This window comes from Streptomyces tailanensis, from assembly GCF_008386495.1.
GTDB lineage: Bacteria > Actinomycetota > Actinomycetes > Streptomycetales > Streptomycetaceae > Streptomyces > Streptomyces tailanensis.
In genome coordinates this window covers 58,807-75,915 of record NZ_VTHJ01000048.1, presented here as the reverse complement: position 1 = coordinate 75,915, position 17,109 = coordinate 58,807, and the positions used below count along the sequence as shown (strand labels likewise).

The window sequence follows — 17,109 nt, the reverse complement described above, 5'->3', positions numbered from 1 at the left end:
AAGCTAAGCCTTACAGCGCCGATGGTACTGCAGGGGGGACCCTGTGGGAGAGTAGGACACCGCCGAACTCCTTTTAGAGCTCTGGCTCTTGGGTACGACGCCCAAGAGCCAGAGCTTTTTTGCGTTGAGGTAAGGTCAGGGAGCATCGTTGGCTCATTTCGCACAGGAGGCCCCCGGGTGGAGGTCCAGGAGACACGGGTTCAGACGGACCGGGTCCTCACCATCCCGAACATCCTCAGCATGGCGCGGCTCGTTGGCGTGCCCGTCTTCCTGTGGCTGATTCTCTGGCCCGAGTTCGGCGGCCCCAAGGCCGACGGCTGGGCGCTCCTGGTGCTCGCCCTGAGCGGTGTCAGTGATTATCTGGACGGCAAGCTGGCCCGGCGCTGGAACCAGATCAGCAGCCTTGGCCGGCTTCTCGACCCCGCGGCCGACAGGCTCTACATTCTGTCGACTTTGGTGGGTCTCACGTGGCGCGAGATTCTGCCATTTTGGTTGACCGCTGTACTGCTCTTGCGTGAGCTGGTTCTGCTGGTGATGGTGGGCATCCTCAGGCGGCACGGCTATCCGCCGCCGCAGGTGAACTTCCTCGGGAAGGCGGCTACCTTCAACTTGATGTATGCCTTCCCGTTGCTGTTGCTCAGTGACGGAACTGGATGGATCTCGTCACTCGCTGCTATTTTCGGATGGGCGTTCGCCGGATGGGGTACAACGCTGTACTGGTGGGCAGGAATCCTCTACGTGGTTCAGGTCCGCCGACTTGTCAGGGCGGACGCCATGGCCGATTGAGCCCGCCTGATTGGGCGGCTGTTAGTGGCTCGATGGCCCGCGTCGGAAAAGTGCGGGACAATCTGGACGGGTGAAGTCGGCTAGACCGTCGTCTCTTCAAGGAGGACGCTTCCGACATGAAGGCCGTCGTGATGGCCGGAGGCGAGGGCACACGCCTTCGCCCCATGACCTCGAGCATGCCCAAGCCGCTCTTGCCCGTGGCGAACCGCCCGATCATGGAGCACGTGCTGAGGCTGCTCAAAAGGCATGGGCTCAACGAGACCGTCGTAACTGTCCAGTTCCTGGCGTCCCTCGTCAAGAACTACTTCGGGGACGGCGAGGAGCTCGGGATGGAGCTTACCTATGCCAATGAGGAGAAGCCACTCGGTACTGCCGGGAGCGTCAAGAATGCCGAGGAAGCACTGAAGGACGATGCTTTCCTCGTCATCTCCGGTGATGCCCTGACCGACTTCGACCTCACCGAGCTCATCAATTTCCACAAGGAAAAGGGTGCGCTGGTCACCGTCTGTCTGACGCGTGTGCCGAATCCGCTGGAATTCGGTATCACGATCGTGGACGAGGAAGGAAGAGTCGAGCGGTTCCTGGAGAAGCCGACCTGGGGGCAGGTCTTCTCGGACACCGTGAACACGGGCATCTATGTGATGGAGCCGGAGGTCTTCGACTACGTCGAGGCCGATGTTCCCGTCGACTGGTCCGGCGATGTCTTCCCGCAGCTTATGAAGGAGGGCAAGCCGGTCTACGGCTTTGTCGCCGAGGGCTACTGGGAAGACGTCGGTACGCATGAGAGCTATGTGAAGGCGCAGGCCGATGTCCTGGAGGGCAAGGTCGACGTCGAGATCGACGGGTTCGAGCTCTCGCCGGGTGTGTGGATCGCCGAAGGCGCCGAGGTGCACCCCGACGCGGTGCTGCGCGGGCCTCTGTACATCGGGGACTACGCCAAGGTCGAGGCCGGGGTAGAAATCCGTGAGCACACCGTCGTGGGCTCGAATGTGGTCGTGAAGAGCGGGGCTTTTCTTCACAAGGCCGTTGTTCACGACAACGTCTACATCGGGCAGCACAGCAATCTGCGTGGCTGTGTGGTCGGAAAGAACACCGACATCATGCGGGCCGCACGGATCGAGGACGGCGCCGTGATCGGTGACGAGTGCCTCGTCGGTGAAGAATCGATCATCCAGGGGAACGTACGCGTCTATCCCTTCAAGACGATCGAGGCCGGTGCTTTTGTCAACACCTCGGTGATCTGGGAGTCCCGAGGGCAGGCGCATCTGTTCGGCGCCCGTGGGGTGTCCGGGATCCTCAATGTGGAGATCACCCCTGAGCTGGCCGTGCGGCTGGCCGGGGCATACGCGACCACGCTCAAGAAGGGCTCCACGGTCACCACCGCGCGCGATCATTCCCGGGGCGCGCGTGCGCTGAAGCGTGCGGTTATCTCGGCGCTCCAGGCCAGCGCCATCGACGTACGGGATCTCGAGAACGTACCGCTGCCGGTGGCTCGGCAGCAGACCGCGCGGGGCAGTGCCGGCGGGATCATGATCCGGACCACGCCCGGGGTTCCGGACTCTGTCGACATCATGTTCTTCGACGGGCAGGGGGCGGATCTCTCGCAGGGAAGTCAGCGGAAGCTGGACCGGGTGTTCGCGCGGCAGGAGTACCGGCGCGCGTTCCCGGGGGAGATCGGGGATCTGCACTTCCCGGCCAGTGTCTTCGATTCGTACACCGGATCGTTGCTGCGGAATGTCGACACGGCAGGAATCGCCGAGTCGGGGCTCAAGGTCGTCGTGGACGCGTCCAACGGCAGCGCCGGGCTCGTGCTGCCGAGCCTGCTCGGGAAGCTGGGCGTCGATTCGTTGACGATCAACCCCGGCCTTGATGAGTCAAGGCCGACGGAGACGGCCGATATGCGGCGGTCGGGGCTGGTGCGGCTGGGTGAGATCGTGGCGTCGTCGCGGGCCGCGTTCGGCGTGCGGTTCGACCCCGTCGGTGAACGGCTGTCGCTCGTCGACGAGAAGGGGCGCATCGTCGAGGACGACCGGGCCCTGCTGGTCATGCTCGATCTGGTGGCTGCCGAGCGGCGGAGCGGGCGGGTGGCGCTGCCGGTGACCACCACGCGTATCGCCGAGCAGGTCGCGGCCTACCACGGCACGCAGGTCGAGTGGACGACCACCTCGCCGGACGACCTGACACGGGTCGGCGGGGACGAGACGACGATCTTCGGCGGGGACGGGCGCGGTGGGTTCATCGTGCCGGAGTTCAGCAGCGTCTTCGACGGTACGGCGGCGTTCGTACGGCTCATCGGGCTGGTGGCGCGCACGCAGCTCACGCTCAGCCAGATCGACGCGCGGATTCCGCGGGCGCATGTCCTGAAGCGGGATCTCGCGACTCCGTGGGCCGTCAAGGGGCTCGTGATGCGGCGGGTCGTGGAGGCAGCCGGGGATCGCTTTGTCGACACGACCGATGGGGTGCGGGTCGTGGAGACCGACGGGCGGTGGGTGATGGTTCTGCCGGATCCGGCCGAGGCCGTCACACATCTGTGGGCGGAAGGGCCTGATGACGCTTCGGCGCAGGCCCTGCTCGACGAGTGGTCGGCGGTCGTGGACAGCGCCGGACGCTGAATCGTCCCGCACGCGTGCGTGCCGGACAAGTGCCCCCAACGGGGCCTGTCCGGCACGCCGCTGGGGCCATTCGGCGGTAGTGGTCGCGACGTGCGACGATGTGCGGCATGCCGCAGCAGCCCCCCGTTCGGAGCACACCCACGCGCCCGTCGCGTCCGGATGCCTCCATGTCGCTGCTCACCAACGTCATGGACCACAGCCTCGACGACGGATACGCCGAGGCCGCCGCCCGCAAGAAGGCCGCAGGCGCCGAGGGCATGCCGAAGACGGTGCGGGCGAAGCTGGGGCTCGCGGCCGGCCTGGTGCTCGCCGCCCTCGTGGTGACGGTGGGTGCGGCACAGGCGCGTGTCAGCGCTCCCGTGGTGGCCAAGGAGCGCGAGGAACTCGTCGACCGCATCCAGCGGGAGACCGCGGCCGCCGACGAGCTCGAGAACACCGTCGACGGACTCCGCGACGACGTGAGCGCACGGCAGCGTGAGGCCCTCAAGGACGACGGCGGGAGCGACCAGAGCGAGCTGGTGGGCATCCTGGCGGGCGCCGTCGAAGTGCACGGCCCAGGCGTGAAGCTCGTCGTCAACGACTCCAAGGACGCCAGCCAGGGCGGTGACGGCGATCCGCGTGAGACGTCCGGATTCTCCGACACCGGGCGGGTGCGCGACCGGGACATGCAGCGGGTCGTGAACGGGCTGTGGCAGTCGGGCGCCGAGGCCGTCTCGATCAACGGGCAGCGGCTCACCGCGCTGTCGGCGATCAGGGCCGCGGGCGACGCGATACTGGTCGACAACAAGCCGCTGGCGCCGCCCTACATGGTCCTCGCGGTGGGGGACGGACAGAGGCTGAGCACCAGGTTCCAGGACAGCTCCGACGGGCTGTATCTGCACGCCCTCCAGGAGAACTTCGGAATCCGGACGAGCATCTCCGCCGAGAGCGACATCACGGTGCCGGCCGCGCCGAGCGTGATCGTACGAACAGCAGAACCGAGCACAGAGAAGGGCACATCGTGATCGCCGTACTGGGCCTCGTCCTCGGAGTCGTGGCCGGACTGTTGGTCCGGCCCGAGGTACCGGCGGTGGTCGAGCCGTATCTTCCCATCGCCGTCGTGGCGGCGCTCGATGCCGTCTTCGGCGGTCTGCGCGCGATGCTGGACGGCATCTTCGACGACAAGGTCTTCGTGGTGTCGTTCCTGTCGAACGTCGTCGTGGCCGCCCTGATCGTGTTTCTGGGCGACAAGTTGGGCGTCGGAGCCCAGCTGTCCACCGGTGTTGTGGTCGTCCTCGGTATCCGTATCTTCTCCAACGCCGCGGCGATCCGTCGGCACGTGTTCCGGGCGTGAGGCCGATGAGCGAGAAGGACGAGACGCCGAGGCCGGCCGCAGGGTTGGGCGGGGAATCGGGCGACACCCCGACGACTCGGCTGCGCCGGGAGCTTCCCCAAGAGGTGCCTTCGACAGCCGCCGAGGAGCCCGGCGAGGGGGCGCGGGAGGAACAGAGCAAGCTCACCGGACGGCAGCGGCTGGCTCAAGGGCTGTGGCCGCTGCGCTTCACGCGCGCCCAACTCATCGTGGCCGTCCTGCTGTTCGGCCTCGGCTTCGGTCTGGCCATCCAGGTCGCCTCCAACAACGACGACAGCGCCCTGCGTGGGGCACGTCAGGAAGACCTCGTACGCATCCTCGATGAACTGGATGACCGTACTCAGCGTCTGGAGGAGGAGAAGCAGGGTCTCGAAGACCAGCGCACCGAGTTGGAGAACAGCTCGGACCAGGCCGAGGAGGCACGCAAGCAGACGGTCGAGAAAGAGCGGCAACTCGGCATTCTGGCGGGCACGGTGGCTGCGCAGGGGCCCGGCATCACACTGACGATCAACGATACGAAGGGGACGGTCGAGGCGGACATGTTGCTCGACGCGATCCAGGAGCTGCGTGCCGCCGGCGCGGAGGCGATCCAGGTGAACGGCGTACGGGTCGTCGCCAGCACCTACCTGACCGATTCCGACGACGGAATCGGCGTCGACGGGAACAAGATCACCCAGCCCTTTCGTTTCAAGGTCATCGGCAACCCGCAGGACCTCGAGCCCGCACTGAACATCCCCGGAGGCGTGGTGCAGACACTGGAGAAGGAGCAGGCCACCGTGAGCGTGGAGCGGGCGGACAAGATCGTCGTGGACGCCTTGCGAGCTGCGAAGCAGCCTGACTACGCTCGGTCGTCCTCCCAGTGAACCGCAGGTGCATAGGGGCCGACCGGCGAGGGCATGAGGTTGCGGGGGGTCGGCGTACCGAATGGGTGGTGCGTGGTGGAAACTGTCTGGTGGAAACGGACGTTGTGAGGATGTCCGGGTCGGCCGGTGTGTTCAGTCAGGGTTCGTCCTGCCCCACGGGCGGGTCTGTTTCGGTCAAGGGGAATCGCCCGTGAAGTTGTTTGCGAAGTTGTTCGGCAAGAGCGCGCGAGAGGGAAGCGACAACGCGACCTCCCGCCACCGCGCGCAGCCATCGGAAGCGGAGGGACAGGGCGGCGACCGCCCGCTGTTCCGCGACCAGGTCGCTGGTCCGGGTGGTGACATTTCCCGAGGTCAGGGCGCGCCGTCTGTTGACCCTGCCCAGTCCGGCCGCATAGGTTTCGGGGATCCGTCAACCTCAAGTACGGGTGGAGAGTTTTCCTCCGACCCTTATGCGTCCAATGCCCCGGCGGGGCAGCCGCGGCAGGAGGATCCGTCGATGTCGGCCCTGGTATGTACGAGGTGCGGTAACCGCAACGCGGAGAACAGCCGCTTCTGCTCGAACTGCGGTGCTCCGCTGCGGGCCGGCGCGGCCGCCGAGCGTCCGTCCGAGACGACCTCCACGATCTCCATCTCCGGCCTCGAGGCCTACGACTCCGAGGTCACCGGTCAGACCCAGCTGCCCGCGCTCTCCCCCGAGGCCCAGGCCGCCGTCGACGCGCTGCCGCTCGGCTCGGCGCTCCTCGTTGTGCGCCGTGGCCCGAACGCGGGCAGTCGCTTCCTGCTGGACAGTGACCTGACCACGGCAGGCCGCCACCCGCAGAGCGACATCTTCCTTGACGACGTGACCGTGTCGCGTCGCCACGTGGAGTTCCGCCGCGGTCAGGACGGCTCGTTCACGGTCGCCGACGTCGGCAGCCTGAACGGCACCTACGTCAACCGTGAGCGGATCGACCAGGTCGCCCTGCACAACGGCGACGAGGTACAGATCGGCAAGTACCGGCTGGTCTTCTACGCGAGCCAGCGGGGCTACTGACCCTCACCCGGATTCGGTCCGGGGGACCCCAGGGAAGGTCAATGCTTCGAACAACGAGCGGTGGTGCCGACCACGGCACCGCCGCCGCGGACAGTGGCCTGATGAGCATCGGCACGGTGCTGAACGCGCTGCGTGAGGAGTTTCCCGAAGTCACGATCTCCAAGATCCGTTTCCTGGAGTCGGAGGGGCTCATCGAGCCGCAGCGGACCCCCTCGGGGTATCGCAAGTTCAGTGCCCAGGACGTCGAGCGCCTAGGACACGTCCTCAGGATGCAGCGGGACCACTATCTGCCGCTCAAGGTGATCCGTGAACACCTGGAGGCCCTGGAGCGCGGCGAGGACGTGCGTCTGCCCGCGGTGGGGCGCCAACGCGACGTCGGTGACGGAGAGTGTCTGAGCGAGCTCCTCGGGGAGCCGGAGGAGCCCGCGGCCGCCAGGATCGGGCGCACTGAACTGCTGGCCGGCGCGGGGATCGACGAAGAGCAGCTGGCCGAGTGGGAGTCGTACGGGCTTGTGGCCGCCTTGCCGGACGGGTCGTACGACGCCGAGACCCTCACCGTTGCCACGCTTGTGGTGGAATTGGGGCGGTTCGGAATCGAGCCGCGACATCTGAGGGTGATGAGAGCCGCCGCCGACCGTGAGGCGGGCCTCGTGGACCAGGTCGTGGCCCCCCTGCGCCGCCACCGCAATCCGCAGACCAGGGCGCATGCGGAGGATCGTACGAGAGAGTTGGCGGGGCTCACGGTCAAGCTGCACGCCGCGCTCGTGCAGAGCGCGCTGGGCGTGCGGCTTCGCTGAGGAGGGGTGTTCGCCTGTGGCGGATCGGTCGGCCGATCTGTGCCCGACTACCCAAACATCCCGAGCACGGCCTAGGGTTGCTGTGTGAACGAGCTCGATGTCGTAGGTGTCCGGGTCGAAATGCCCTCCAACCAACCGATCGTGCTCCTGCGTGAAGTGGGAGGCGACCGTTACCTCCCCATCTGGATCGGGCCCGGGGAGGCGACGGCGATCGCTTTCGCCCAGCAGGGCATGGCCCCCGCGCGACCGTTGACCCACGACCTTTTCAAGGACGTGCTGGAGGCCGTCGGCCAGGAGCTCACGGAGGTGCGCATCACGGACCTGCGTGAGGGCGTCTTCTATGCGGAGCTGGTGTTCGCCAGCGGGGTCGAGGTGAGTGCTCGGCCTTCCGACGCCATAGCGCTGGCGCTGCGTACCGGGACGCCCATCTTCGGTAGCGACGGGGTGCTCGACGACGCGGGCATCGCGATCCCGGACGAGCAGGAGGACGAGGTGGAGAAGTTCCGCGAGTTCCTCGACCAGATCTCGCCCGAGGACTTCGGCACGAACAGTCAGTGAGGCTGTGGGGCGTGGCGAAGCAGCGATCTGGGCGGCTGCGCCGAGGGTCGGCGAAGTTCGCTCCGGCCGGGGTGCGGTCTCTGGGCTGCGGTCGTCGTGGATTGCCGGTCTGTGTTGTGGTGACTGATCGCCGTTACGGCGGATAAGTGGCAGGCCGAGGGGAAGTATCAGTCGGAGCCCTCATGAGCATGGGCACTCAGCCAGGCATCGTGCGTCGGGCGACTGGTGTCTGCCGGAGGCCGGTGAGGCGTCGGGCGGCTCGTTCGAGGGGGCGGAGAGGCTGGGCGCTCGGCACATGACACCGGTCAATGTGGAGTCAGGCGGCTCTGCGAAAGCGCATTCGGCTAGCCTTTCCCCGCGGAAGGGCACGGGAAACCACTCTCAGGGTGATTATCACTCGGCGTGCCGAGTGTGGCGGTCGTTGACGCACCCTTGGTGGCTGCCTACCGTCGAGAAGGCAGGTCAAGGACGGAGGTCGGCGTGAGAAGCAGCGGCGACGGTACGGCTGGGAGCGCCCCCGGACGCAAGTTGGGGGAGAACGGCCCGTACCCGCTTCACGGCAGCGCGGCCGGTCACGTCCCGCAGCGGCCCACGGCTGTGCAGGACAGCGCGGAGGCGGCGCGTGAGCCGCACGAGAACGTCGGTTACCGCGGTCCCACCGCGTGCGCGGCCGCCGGCATCACCTATCGGCAGCTCGACTACTGGGCCCGCACCGGGCTCGTGGAGCCGAGCGTACGGCCCGCTCATGGGTCGGGGACGCAGCGGCTCTACAGCTTCCGGGACGTCGTCGTCCTGAAGATCGTGAAACGGTTCCTCGACACGGGTGTGTCGCTGCAGAACATCCGCACCGCCGTCCAGCACCTCCGGGAGCGGGGCTTCAGCGATCTGGAACGTATGACGCTGATGAGCGACGGTGCCACGGTCTACGAGTGCACCTCGCCCGACGAGGTGCATGCTCTGCTCCAAGGCGGTCAGGGGATCTTCGGAATCGCTGTCGGGGTGGTCTGGCATGACGTGGAAAGCGCTCTCTCGCAGCTGCATGGTGAGCGGGTCGACACGGGGGAGACGCTGGTTGGTCACAACCCCGCGGACGAGCTGGCGCGGAGGCGTAACCGGGCCGTTTGAGGGCGCGGGCGCGGACTGTTCGAGGTCCGTTCGATAGTCGTACGGGGCCGTCTGAGAACCGTTGGCGGGGCGGGGTCGCCAGGTGGTATGCGGTTGCTGTCGGGTCGGTTGTAGCGGGGCCATTGTCAGTGGCGTAGGGCAGCATCGGAGATGTGAGAACCGCGCCCACGATTCTGCATCTCGACATGGATGCCTTCTACGCCTCGGCGGAGCAGGCGTCCAAGCCGAGCCTGCGTGGGAAGGCCGTCATCGTGGGTGGGCTCGGGCCGCGTGGTGTGGTCGCCACCGCCTCGTACGAGGCCCGGGTGTTCGGAGTGCACTCGGCGATGCCGATGGCGCAGGCGCGCCGCCTCGCGCCCAACGCGGCGTATCTCGTGCCGCGATTCGATTTCTACCGGGCGATCAGCGAGCAGGTCATGGGGCTGCTGCGGGCGCTGTCGCCGTTGGTGGAGCCGCTCAGCCTGGACGAGGCGTTCGTGGACCTGGAGGCGGGGGGAGCGGCTTGGGACGAGGCGTCGGCGCGGCTGGCCGGAGCCAAGCTGCGCGCGGACATACGGGCGGTGACCGGGCTGACCGGATCCGTGGGGCTCGCGGCCTCCAAGATGCTCGCGAAGATCGCCTCCGAGCAGGCCAAGCCGGACGGTCTCGTGCTCATCGAGCCAGGGACCGAGCGGGCGCTGCTCGGGCCGATGTCGGTGCGGATCCTGCCGGGGGTGGGGCCGGCTACCGGGGACCATCTGCGGCGGGCCGGGATCACGACCGTCGAGGAGATCGTGGAGGCGGGGGAGGACGAGGTCGTACGGCTGCTGGGGAAGGCCCATGGGCATGGGCTGTACGCGATGGCGCTGGCGCGCGACGACCGGGCGGTGGTGGCCGAGCGGGACACGAAGTCCGTGTCGGTGGAGGACACGTACGACGTGGACATCCATGACCGGGTTCGGGTGCGGCTGGAGGTGCAGCGGCTTGCCGATCGGTGTGTGCGGCGGTTGAGAGGGGCTGGGCTCTCGGGGCGGACCATCGTGCTGAAGGTGCGGCGTTATGACTTTTCGACGCTGACCCGGTCGGAGACGTTGCGGGGGCCGACGGACGACCCCGCCGTGGTGCGGGAGGCCGCGGGTCGGCTGCTGGAGGCCGTGGACACGACCGGGGGTGTGCGGTTGCTCGGGGTGGGGGTCAGCGGGCTCGCCGACTACACGCAGGAGGATCTGTTTGCGCAGGCGGCGGGGGAGCCGGTGCCTCTTGAGGAGGAGGCGGTGGAGGAGGCCGTGGCTGAGGAGAGTGTGTCGGCTGAGCGGCAGTGGCGGGCGGGGCGCGACGTGCGGCATGCCGAGTACGGGCATGGGTGGGTGCAGGGGAGTGGGCTCGGACGGGTCACTGTGCGGTTCGAGACGCCCGGGTCGGAGCCGGGGCGGGTGCGGACGTTTCGGACCGAGGATCCTGATCTGGAGCCGGCTGATCCGTTGCCGCTGACATCGGGCGGGCCGGTGGAGCCGTCGGCGTCGGAGCCTGGGCGAGTGGTGGAGGGCGAGTCGAGCCTGGGGTCCGGGGCAGCGGGGTGAGGGCCTTGTGGGGTGGGTGGTGGCGGGCTGAGGAGGTTAGCCGGGTGGGGGTGCGGGGCGGAGGGCTGAGGGCCGTTGTGGACCGCCGGTCTCCGACGTCGTGGTTGAGCGCCGTTGCGGCGGGATGGGAAGACGGGGGAGGTAAGGCCTGGCCTCGGTGGGGGCGGTGGGATGGTGGATCAGAGGTTCCGGCGTGGCCGCGTGGCGGATGCCCTGGCTGGTCGGAAGGCAAAGCTCGGTGGGTGGGGATGAGTAGCGGCCCTGGCCGGGCTGGGGTGATGTCTGGTGGGTGGGCCGATGTGGTTGCGCCGGCCGGGCCGGGAGGTGAAGCGTGGCGGGGGAGGGGTGGCCCTGGCCGGGCTGGGGTGATGTCTGGTGGGCGGGCCATGTGGCTGCCCTGACCTGGTCGGGAGGCAAAGCTCGGTGGGCCGACGGTCTGTTCGCCGCGAGATGCTCCAGGATGGAGAGCCGGTCGTCGTCGGCGAAGCGTCCGGCGGTCGCGGCCAGTCCCAGGGCCTGATCGACGCTGTCGGAGCCCATGACTGTGGCGAGCTCGACGGCACGGGCCATCTTGGCGCGGATACGGACCGCACCGGCGGGTCCGGCCTCCTTGAGCCAGCGGCCGGCTCCCGGGCCGATGCCCACGAACGCGATCTCCGCTTCCGAGCGCGGCTGCAGTCTCGGCTGGTGAACACCGCGGCCGTCGGGGTGGTCGGGGTAGTGCGCATCGATGATCTGCGGAACCCCTGGGACCGACAGCTGGTGGCGCCAATCTCCGACAGATCACCGGAGTTGGTGCGAGCGGTGATGGACAATTCCTCGCCGACCACCCGGCACCACACCCTCGCGCCGGTGTAGCCCGGCGGGGTCGAGTAGCGCACCGCGTTGAAGCTGATCGTGCGGTCCGAGCCGACCACCTGCTCCTCGCCCCAGCGCAAGTGCCAGCGGCTCCAGCGGGAGGACATGCAGCGTGGTGCGTTCGATGTCGAGACGGTCGCCTGGTATCTGTCCGGTCGCCCGGTGGCGGCGCGAATTCACCGCATCACACCAGGTGAGGCAGGCGTCCGCGAGCTCGGCGAAGGTGTCGTAGGCGGGCAGCAGGTTCGCGCCCGTGGGCACCAGGTCGGCCTTCGCGATCCGGACCGTGGCCTCCGCACCACCTTTGGACTCGGGGTCGCAGGGGACGCAGCTGACCACTTGACAACCGTAGTGCCGGCCTGCAGCGACCATCTGCGGGTGTCGGACCGGGATCCCGGCGATGTGCTCGACGGTGACCGTCTTCGCGTTGTCGGTCAGTACGTAGGTCGGCGCCCCGCCGATCCGGCGCAATGTGGTGTCCAGGCAGGCGACCAGCGTGCCCAGGGTGCAGTCCCGGACCGGGATGACCACCCGGAAACGCGACCACGACAGCCACGCGCAGAACAGCCAGGTCCGACGCCCGCCGATCCGAGGCCCTTCTCCCCAGTCGAACTGCAGCCACCGGCCCGGCTCCGGGATCCAGGGCCGGTAGGTCCGGCGCTTGCCCGCCTTCCACGCGGTCTTCGTAGCGTTCACCGCCCGCCGGGTCGAGCGCGCACTGCCCGAGTAGCCCATCTTCGCCAGCTTCTCGTGGACCACGTCAGCGCGGATCGTCGCCTTGGACTGCTCGACCCACTCCTCGATCTTCTCCAGGAACGCGTCGATCATCTTCGGTCGCGGCTCGCGTGCGTACGGGTTGCGCCCGACCTCACGGGCCTCGACGTACCGCTTGACCGTCTTCGGGTCGTGCCCCGTGAGTGCGGCCGCCGACCAGACTGTCTCCGTCAGGTCGTACGCCTCAAAGATTTCCATGATCTCTCTGTCAGACTTCGTCACAGGACCTCTCCGGCCGGTTGCTGATGATCGCAAACACAGCAAACCGGACGGAGAGGGCTTCGTCAGATAAGGAAGCGATCAGGAACAACAGGCCGTCCACCTGGACTACCGGTGGCCATCAGCCTGGACTCAACTGGCCGCACACCTGGATTTTGTCACGGCCACCGACAGCTGTTCTGGCGGGTGCGGAATCAACGCTCGTCGGGTGGGCGAAGTGGCTGTCCTGGTGGGGTGCGGAGGCGAAGCCAGTGCGTGGGAGAAGTTGCTGTCCTGGCGGGGCGGGGAGGGATGTCCCGGTGGGGGGTGGTGATCCAGGGGTTGGGGTTGGTCAGGGGTCCTCCTGGGTTGTTGTGTTCGTGGAGTTGTGGTTGAGCGGGGGTGGAGGGGCTATGTCGAGGCCGTAGTGGTGGTAGAGCTGGAGTTCTTGCTCGGGGGAGAGGTGGCGGCCTACGCCGAAGTCGGGGGCGTCTTTGATGAGGGAGCGGTCGAAGGGGACTCGGAGGGTGCCTTCGATGAGTTCGCTGGGCTCGAGGGGGACGAACGCGTCACGGCCGAAGAGGCCCATGCGTATCGCGGCCCACTCGGGGATGCCGGTCGCGTCGTCGAGGTAGACCTCGTCGACGGTGCCGAGCTTGGTGCCCTTGCGGTCGAACGCCTTGCGGCCGATCAGGTTGCGCGGATCGATGTCGGTCTGCACGTGCCCTCCAAGTGGTCGCAAAGGGGTTGCAAATCGTCTCTCACCACTACGAAAAGGCACATTGGGGAAGGCGGCCACTCGAAGGCATGTGCGTGGACCGCGCTGATACGCTGGCAGCGGCTGTTGACCCCGTGCGGGAGAGTCCTCCAGACACCATCGGAGGCGCCGAAGGAGCAAATCCTCCCCGGAATCTCTCAGGCCCACGTACCGCACGGACGAGGTCACTCTGGAAAGCAGAGCGGGTGTCGACGGCTTCCGCTCTCACCGACGGTGAAAGCCGGTTCGTACCTGGACCGGTGAAGCTCTCAGGTTGAGATGACAGAGGGGGAGGCCGTCCGGGCACCCCTGCTGTGGTGCCCCTCGAAGGTCGCGTCAGACCAGGAGGCCTCCGCAATGACCGCCCATCCTCCCACCCGCATTCCGCTCTCGGAGCTCGAAGAGGGAATCCCCTTCGAGCGGCGCCACATCGGACCGGACATCGAGGCCCGGGCCAAGATGCTCGCGCAGGTCGGGTACGGCTCGCTCGACGAGTTGACGGCCGCCGCCGTCCCGGACGTGATCAAGAACGCCGAGGCCCTGAAGCTGCCGGGTGCGCGTACCGAGGCAGAGGTTCTCGCCGAGTTGCGTTCGCTCGCGGACCGTAACCAGGTGCTCGGCTCGATGATCGGGCTCGGGTACTACGGGACGTTCACGCCGCCCGTCATTCTGCGGAATGTGATGGAGAATCCGGCCTGGTACACCGCCTACACGCCGTATCAGCCGGAGATCTCGCAGGGGCGGCTCGAGGCGCTGCTCAATTTCCAGACCATGGTCGCCGATCTGACCGGTCTGCCCACCTCCGGGGCCTCACTGCTCGACGAGGGCACCGCCGCCGCCGAGGCCATGGCGCTGTCCCGGCGCATGGGGAAGAACAAGAAGGGCCTGTTCCTGGTCGACGCGGACACGCTGCCGCAGACCATCGCCGTGATCGAGACCCGTGCCGAGCCGACCGGGGTCGAGGTCGTCGTCGCGGATCTGAGTGACGGGATTCCGGCTGGCCTCGCTGAGCGCGAGATCAACGGTGTGCTGCTGCAGTACCCCGGCGCCTCCGGTGTCGTACGCGATCTCAAGCCGGTCATCGAGCAGGCGCATGAGCTCGGCGCGCTCGTCACCGTCGCGGCCGATCTGCTCGCCCTGACGTTGCTGGCCTCGCCCGGTGAGCTGGGTGCTGACATCGCCGTCGGTACGACGCAGCGCTTCGGTGTGCCGATGGGCTTCGGCGGGCCGCACGCGGGCTACATGGCCGTACGGGAGAAGTTCGCGCGCAGCCTGCCCGGGCGGCTCGTCGGCGTCTCCGTGGACGCGGACGGGCACAAGGCGTACCGGCTCGCCCTGCAGACGCGAGAGCAGCACATCCGCCGGGAGAAGGCGACCAGCAACATCTGTACGGCTCAGGTGCTGCTCGCGGTGATGGCCGGGATGTACGCCGTCTACCACGGGCCCGAGGGGCTGAGGACCATCGCGCGGCGTACCCACCGGTACGCCACCGTCCTGGCCGCCGGTCTTACTGCCGGCGGAGTCGAGGTCGTGCACGGCGCCTACTTCGACACGCTCACCGTGCGGGTGCCGGGGCGGGCCGCCGAGGTCGTCGCGGCCGCGCGGGAGTACGGGGTGAACCTGCACCTCGTGGACGTCGACCAGGTGTCGATCTCCTGCGACGAGACCACCACGCGGGCGCAGCTGGGCGCGGTATGGACCGCGTTCGGGGTGGAGGGGGACATCGAGGCCCTCGACGACGCCGCCGAGGAGGCGCTGCCGGAGGCGCTGCTGCGCTCCGACGAGTACCTTGCGCACCCGGTGTTCCACGCGCACCGGTCCGAGACCGCGATGCTGCGCTACCTGCGGCGCCTCGCCGACCGGGACTACGCGCTGGACCGGGGCATGATCCCGCTGGGCTCCTGCACGATGAAGCTCAACGCGACCACCGAGATGGAGCCGGTGACCTGGCCCGAGTTCGGGCAGTTGCACCCCTTCGTGCCCGCCGAGCAGGCCCAGGGCTACCTCACGCTCATCCGTGAGCTGGAGGAGCGGCTGGCGGAGGCCACCGGGTACGACAAGGTGTCGCTGCAGCCGAACGCCGGCTCGCAGGGTGAGCTGGCCGGGCTGCTGGCCGTACGCGGGTACCACCGGGCCAATGGAGATGAGCAGCGGATCGTGTGTCTCATCCCGTCGTCCGCGCACGGGACGAACGCCGCCAGCGCTGTCATGGCGGGCATGAAGGTCGTCGTCGTGAAGACCGCCGAGGACGGTGAGATCGACGTCGAAGATCTGCGGGCGAAGATCGAGCAGTACCGCAACGAACTGGCCGTCCTGATGATCACGTACCCGTCGACGCACGGTGTGTTCGAGGAGCACGTCGCGGACATCTGCGCGCAGGTGCACGACGCGGGCGGGCAGGTGTATGTCGACGGTGCCAACCTCAATGCGCTGGTGGGCCTCGCCAAGCCGGGGCACTTCGGCGGTGATGTCTCGCACCTGAACCTGCACAAGACGTTCTGCATCCCGCACGGCGGCGGCGGTCCGGGCGTCGGTCCGGTGGCGGTGCGCGCGCACCTGGCGCCGTATCTGCCGAACCACCCGCTGCAGCCCGCGGCCGGCCCGGAGACGGGTGTGGGCCCGATCTCGGCGGCGCCCTGGGGTTCCGCGGGCATTCTGCCGATCTCGTGGGCGTACGTCCGGCTCATGGGCGGTGAGGGCCTCAAGCGGGCCACGCAGGTGGCGGTGCTCAGCGCCAACTACATCGCCAAGCGGCTGGAGCCGCACTACCCGGTGCTGTACACCGGCCCGGACGGGCTCGTCGCGCACGAGTGCATCATCGACCTGCGGCCCCTGGCCAAGACGACGGGTGTGAGCGTCGACGACATCGCCAAGCGGCTGATCGACTACGGCTTCCACGCGCCGACGATGTCGTTCCCGGTGGCCGGGACGCTGATGATCGAGCCGACGGAGTCGGAGGACCTGACCGAGCTGGATCGGTTCTGCGAGGCGATGATCGCCATTCGCGCGGAGATCGAGAAGATCGGTTCGGGCGAGTGGCCCGCGGACGACAACCCGTTGCGAAACGCCCCGCACACGGCGGCGGCCCTCGGCGGGGAGTGGAAGCACGCGTACAGCCGTGAGGAGGCCGTCTTCCCGGCCGGGGTCACGCCCGCCGACAAATACTGGCCGCCGGTGCGCCGGATCGACCAGGCCTTCGGCGACCGGAACCTGGTCTGCTCCTGTCCGCCGCTGGACGCCTACGAAGAGTAGTCGCCCGCGGATACGCGTCGGGGCCGGGTCGGAGAGTGCTTCTCCGTTCCGGCCCCTCATATGTCCGGGCGTACGTCCTGTGTGTGGACGCCCGCCCTGTTCGCACGTGAAGTGCGGCTCAGGCGGCCGTCATCACCTTGTCGGTGCCCAGCGGGCGGTGCGGGGCGATGATCTGGCCGTCCGGCAGGAGCTCACCGGTGTCCTCGAAGAGTAGAACGCCGTTGCACAGCAGGCTCCAGCCCTGCTCCGGGTGGTGCGCCACGAGTCGGGCGCCTTCCCGGTCGGCGGATTCGGCTGTCGGACACAGTGGCTGGTGCTGGCACATGGTTGTGGGGATCTTTCGCTCTGTCGTGTGTGATGAGTTGGCTGTCGCGTTTGTCGCGTCTGTTGTGCGGCTTGAAGCCTCGTTCATGACCGCCCCCCGTGGTGATTATTCGGTCAGGTCCCAGTGTTGCCCTACGGGCGTCAATCCGCAGGGATTTCGCAGCACCGCTTCTCACAGGTTGATGACGCATGACTTGCGAGAAGGGTTCATCCCAACTGCACTGTCCCTTCGGGTGGTTCGCACTGGTCGGATGGGGCTAGT

13 protein-coding genes, 1 rRNA gene, 1 pseudogene and 1 riboswitch are annotated in these 17,109 nt (G+C 67.8%); of the genes and pseudogenes, 12 read left to right on the top strand and 3 right to left on the bottom strand.

Annotation, left to right across the window (positions count from 1 at the left end; all coding sequences use genetic code 11):
- The 11 genes from rrf to F3T56_RS32140 form a co-directional block, all read left to right on the top strand.
- A 5S ribosomal RNA gene (gene rrf, locus F3T56_RS50230) occupies positions 1-68 on the top strand; the annotation flags it as partial.
- 109 nt (positions 69-177) lie between these two features.
- Complete coding sequence (clsA, locus tag F3T56_RS32185; protein ID WP_149828875.1) at positions 178-786, top strand: cardiolipin synthase ClsA; 609 nt, start codon at positions 178-180, stop codon at positions 784-786.
- Positions 787-902: 116 nt separating this feature from the next.
- Positions 903-3,398 (top strand): mannose-1-phosphate guanyltransferase, encoded by a 2,496-nt coding sequence (locus F3T56_RS32180; RefSeq protein WP_149828874.1) that lies wholly within the window; start codon positions 903-905, stop codon positions 3,396-3,398.
- A 98-nt stretch (positions 3,399-3,496) separates the two neighbouring features.
- Positions 3,497-4,402, top strand: a complete 906-nt coding sequence (locus F3T56_RS32175) for a DUF881 domain-containing protein (protein WP_149828873.1) — start codon at positions 3,497-3,499, stop codon at positions 4,400-4,402.
- On the top strand, positions 4,399-4,731 hold the full coding sequence (locus F3T56_RS32170; protein ID WP_009343209.1) for a small basic family protein: 333 nt from the start codon (positions 4,399-4,401) through the stop codon (positions 4,729-4,731). The genes F3T56_RS32175 and F3T56_RS32170 overlap by 4 nt, the downstream gene beginning before the upstream one ends.
- A gap of 5 nt (positions 4,732-4,736) precedes the next feature.
- Complete coding sequence (locus tag F3T56_RS32165) at positions 4,737-5,612, top strand: DUF881 domain-containing protein (protein ID WP_149828872.1); 876 nt, start codon at positions 4,737-4,739, stop codon at positions 5,610-5,612.
- A 61-nt stretch (positions 5,613-5,673) separates the two neighbouring features.
- Positions 5,674-6,645, top strand: a complete 972-nt coding sequence (locus tag F3T56_RS32160; RefSeq protein ID WP_149828871.1) for a zinc-ribbon and FHA domain-containing protein — start codon at positions 5,674-5,676, stop codon at positions 6,643-6,645.
- A gap of 41 nt (positions 6,646-6,686) precedes the next feature.
- Positions 6,687-7,442: a transcriptional regulator FtsR gene (gene ftsR / locus F3T56_RS32155; RefSeq protein ID WP_149828870.1), complete on the top strand. Its 756-nt coding sequence runs from the start codon at positions 6,687-6,689 to the stop codon at positions 7,440-7,442.
- A gap of 84 nt (positions 7,443-7,526) precedes the next feature.
- On the top strand, positions 7,527-8,000 hold the full coding sequence (locus tag F3T56_RS32150; RefSeq protein ID WP_005475662.1) for a bifunctional nuclease family protein: 474 nt from the start codon (positions 7,527-7,529) through the stop codon (positions 7,998-8,000).
- Between the two features lie 480 nt (positions 8,001-8,480).
- The gene (locus F3T56_RS32145; RefSeq protein ID WP_149828869.1) at positions 8,481-9,125 is read left to right on the top strand and encodes a MerR family transcriptional regulator; all 645 of its coding nucleotides are present in this window, start codon (positions 8,481-8,483) and stop codon (positions 9,123-9,125) included.
- A gap of 152 nt (positions 9,126-9,277) precedes the next feature.
- Positions 9,278-10,684, top strand: coding sequence for a DNA polymerase IV (locus tag F3T56_RS32140; RefSeq protein ID WP_149828868.1), 1,407 nt, complete (start codon positions 9,278-9,280; stop codon positions 10,682-10,684).
- Between the two features lie 330 nt (positions 10,685-11,014).
- Here the strand turns inward: F3T56_RS32140 and istA are convergent.
- Positions 11,015-12,514: pseudogene (gene istA / locus F3T56_RS32130) on the bottom strand (IS21 family transposase); the annotation flags it as partial.
- Between the two features lie 352 nt (positions 12,515-12,866).
- A complete protein-coding gene (locus tag F3T56_RS32125) occupies positions 12,867-13,235 on the bottom strand; it encodes a PRC-barrel domain-containing protein (protein ID WP_149828865.1) in 369 nt (122 codons plus the stop codon).
- Between the two features lie 124 nt (positions 13,236-13,359).
- Positions 13,360-13,455, top strand: a riboswitch (glycine riboswitch).
- 173 nt (positions 13,456-13,628) lie between these two features.
- On the opposite strand from F3T56_RS32125, the gene gcvP reads away from it, so the two are divergent.
- On the top strand, positions 13,629-16,523 hold the full coding sequence (gene gcvP, locus F3T56_RS32120; protein ID WP_149828864.1) for an aminomethyl-transferring glycine dehydrogenase: 2,895 nt from the start codon (positions 13,629-13,631) through the stop codon (positions 16,521-16,523).
- A 118-nt stretch (positions 16,524-16,641) separates the two neighbouring features.
- Here the strand turns inward: gcvP and F3T56_RS32115 are convergent, their stop codons facing one another.
- Positions 16,642-16,848 carry a DUF5999 family protein gene (locus tag F3T56_RS32115; RefSeq protein WP_149828863.1) on the bottom strand — a complete coding sequence of 69 codons (207 nt, stop codon included), beginning with the start codon at positions 16,846-16,848 and terminating at the stop codon, positions 16,642-16,644.
- Between the last annotated feature and the right edge of the window lie 261 nt (positions 16,849-17,109).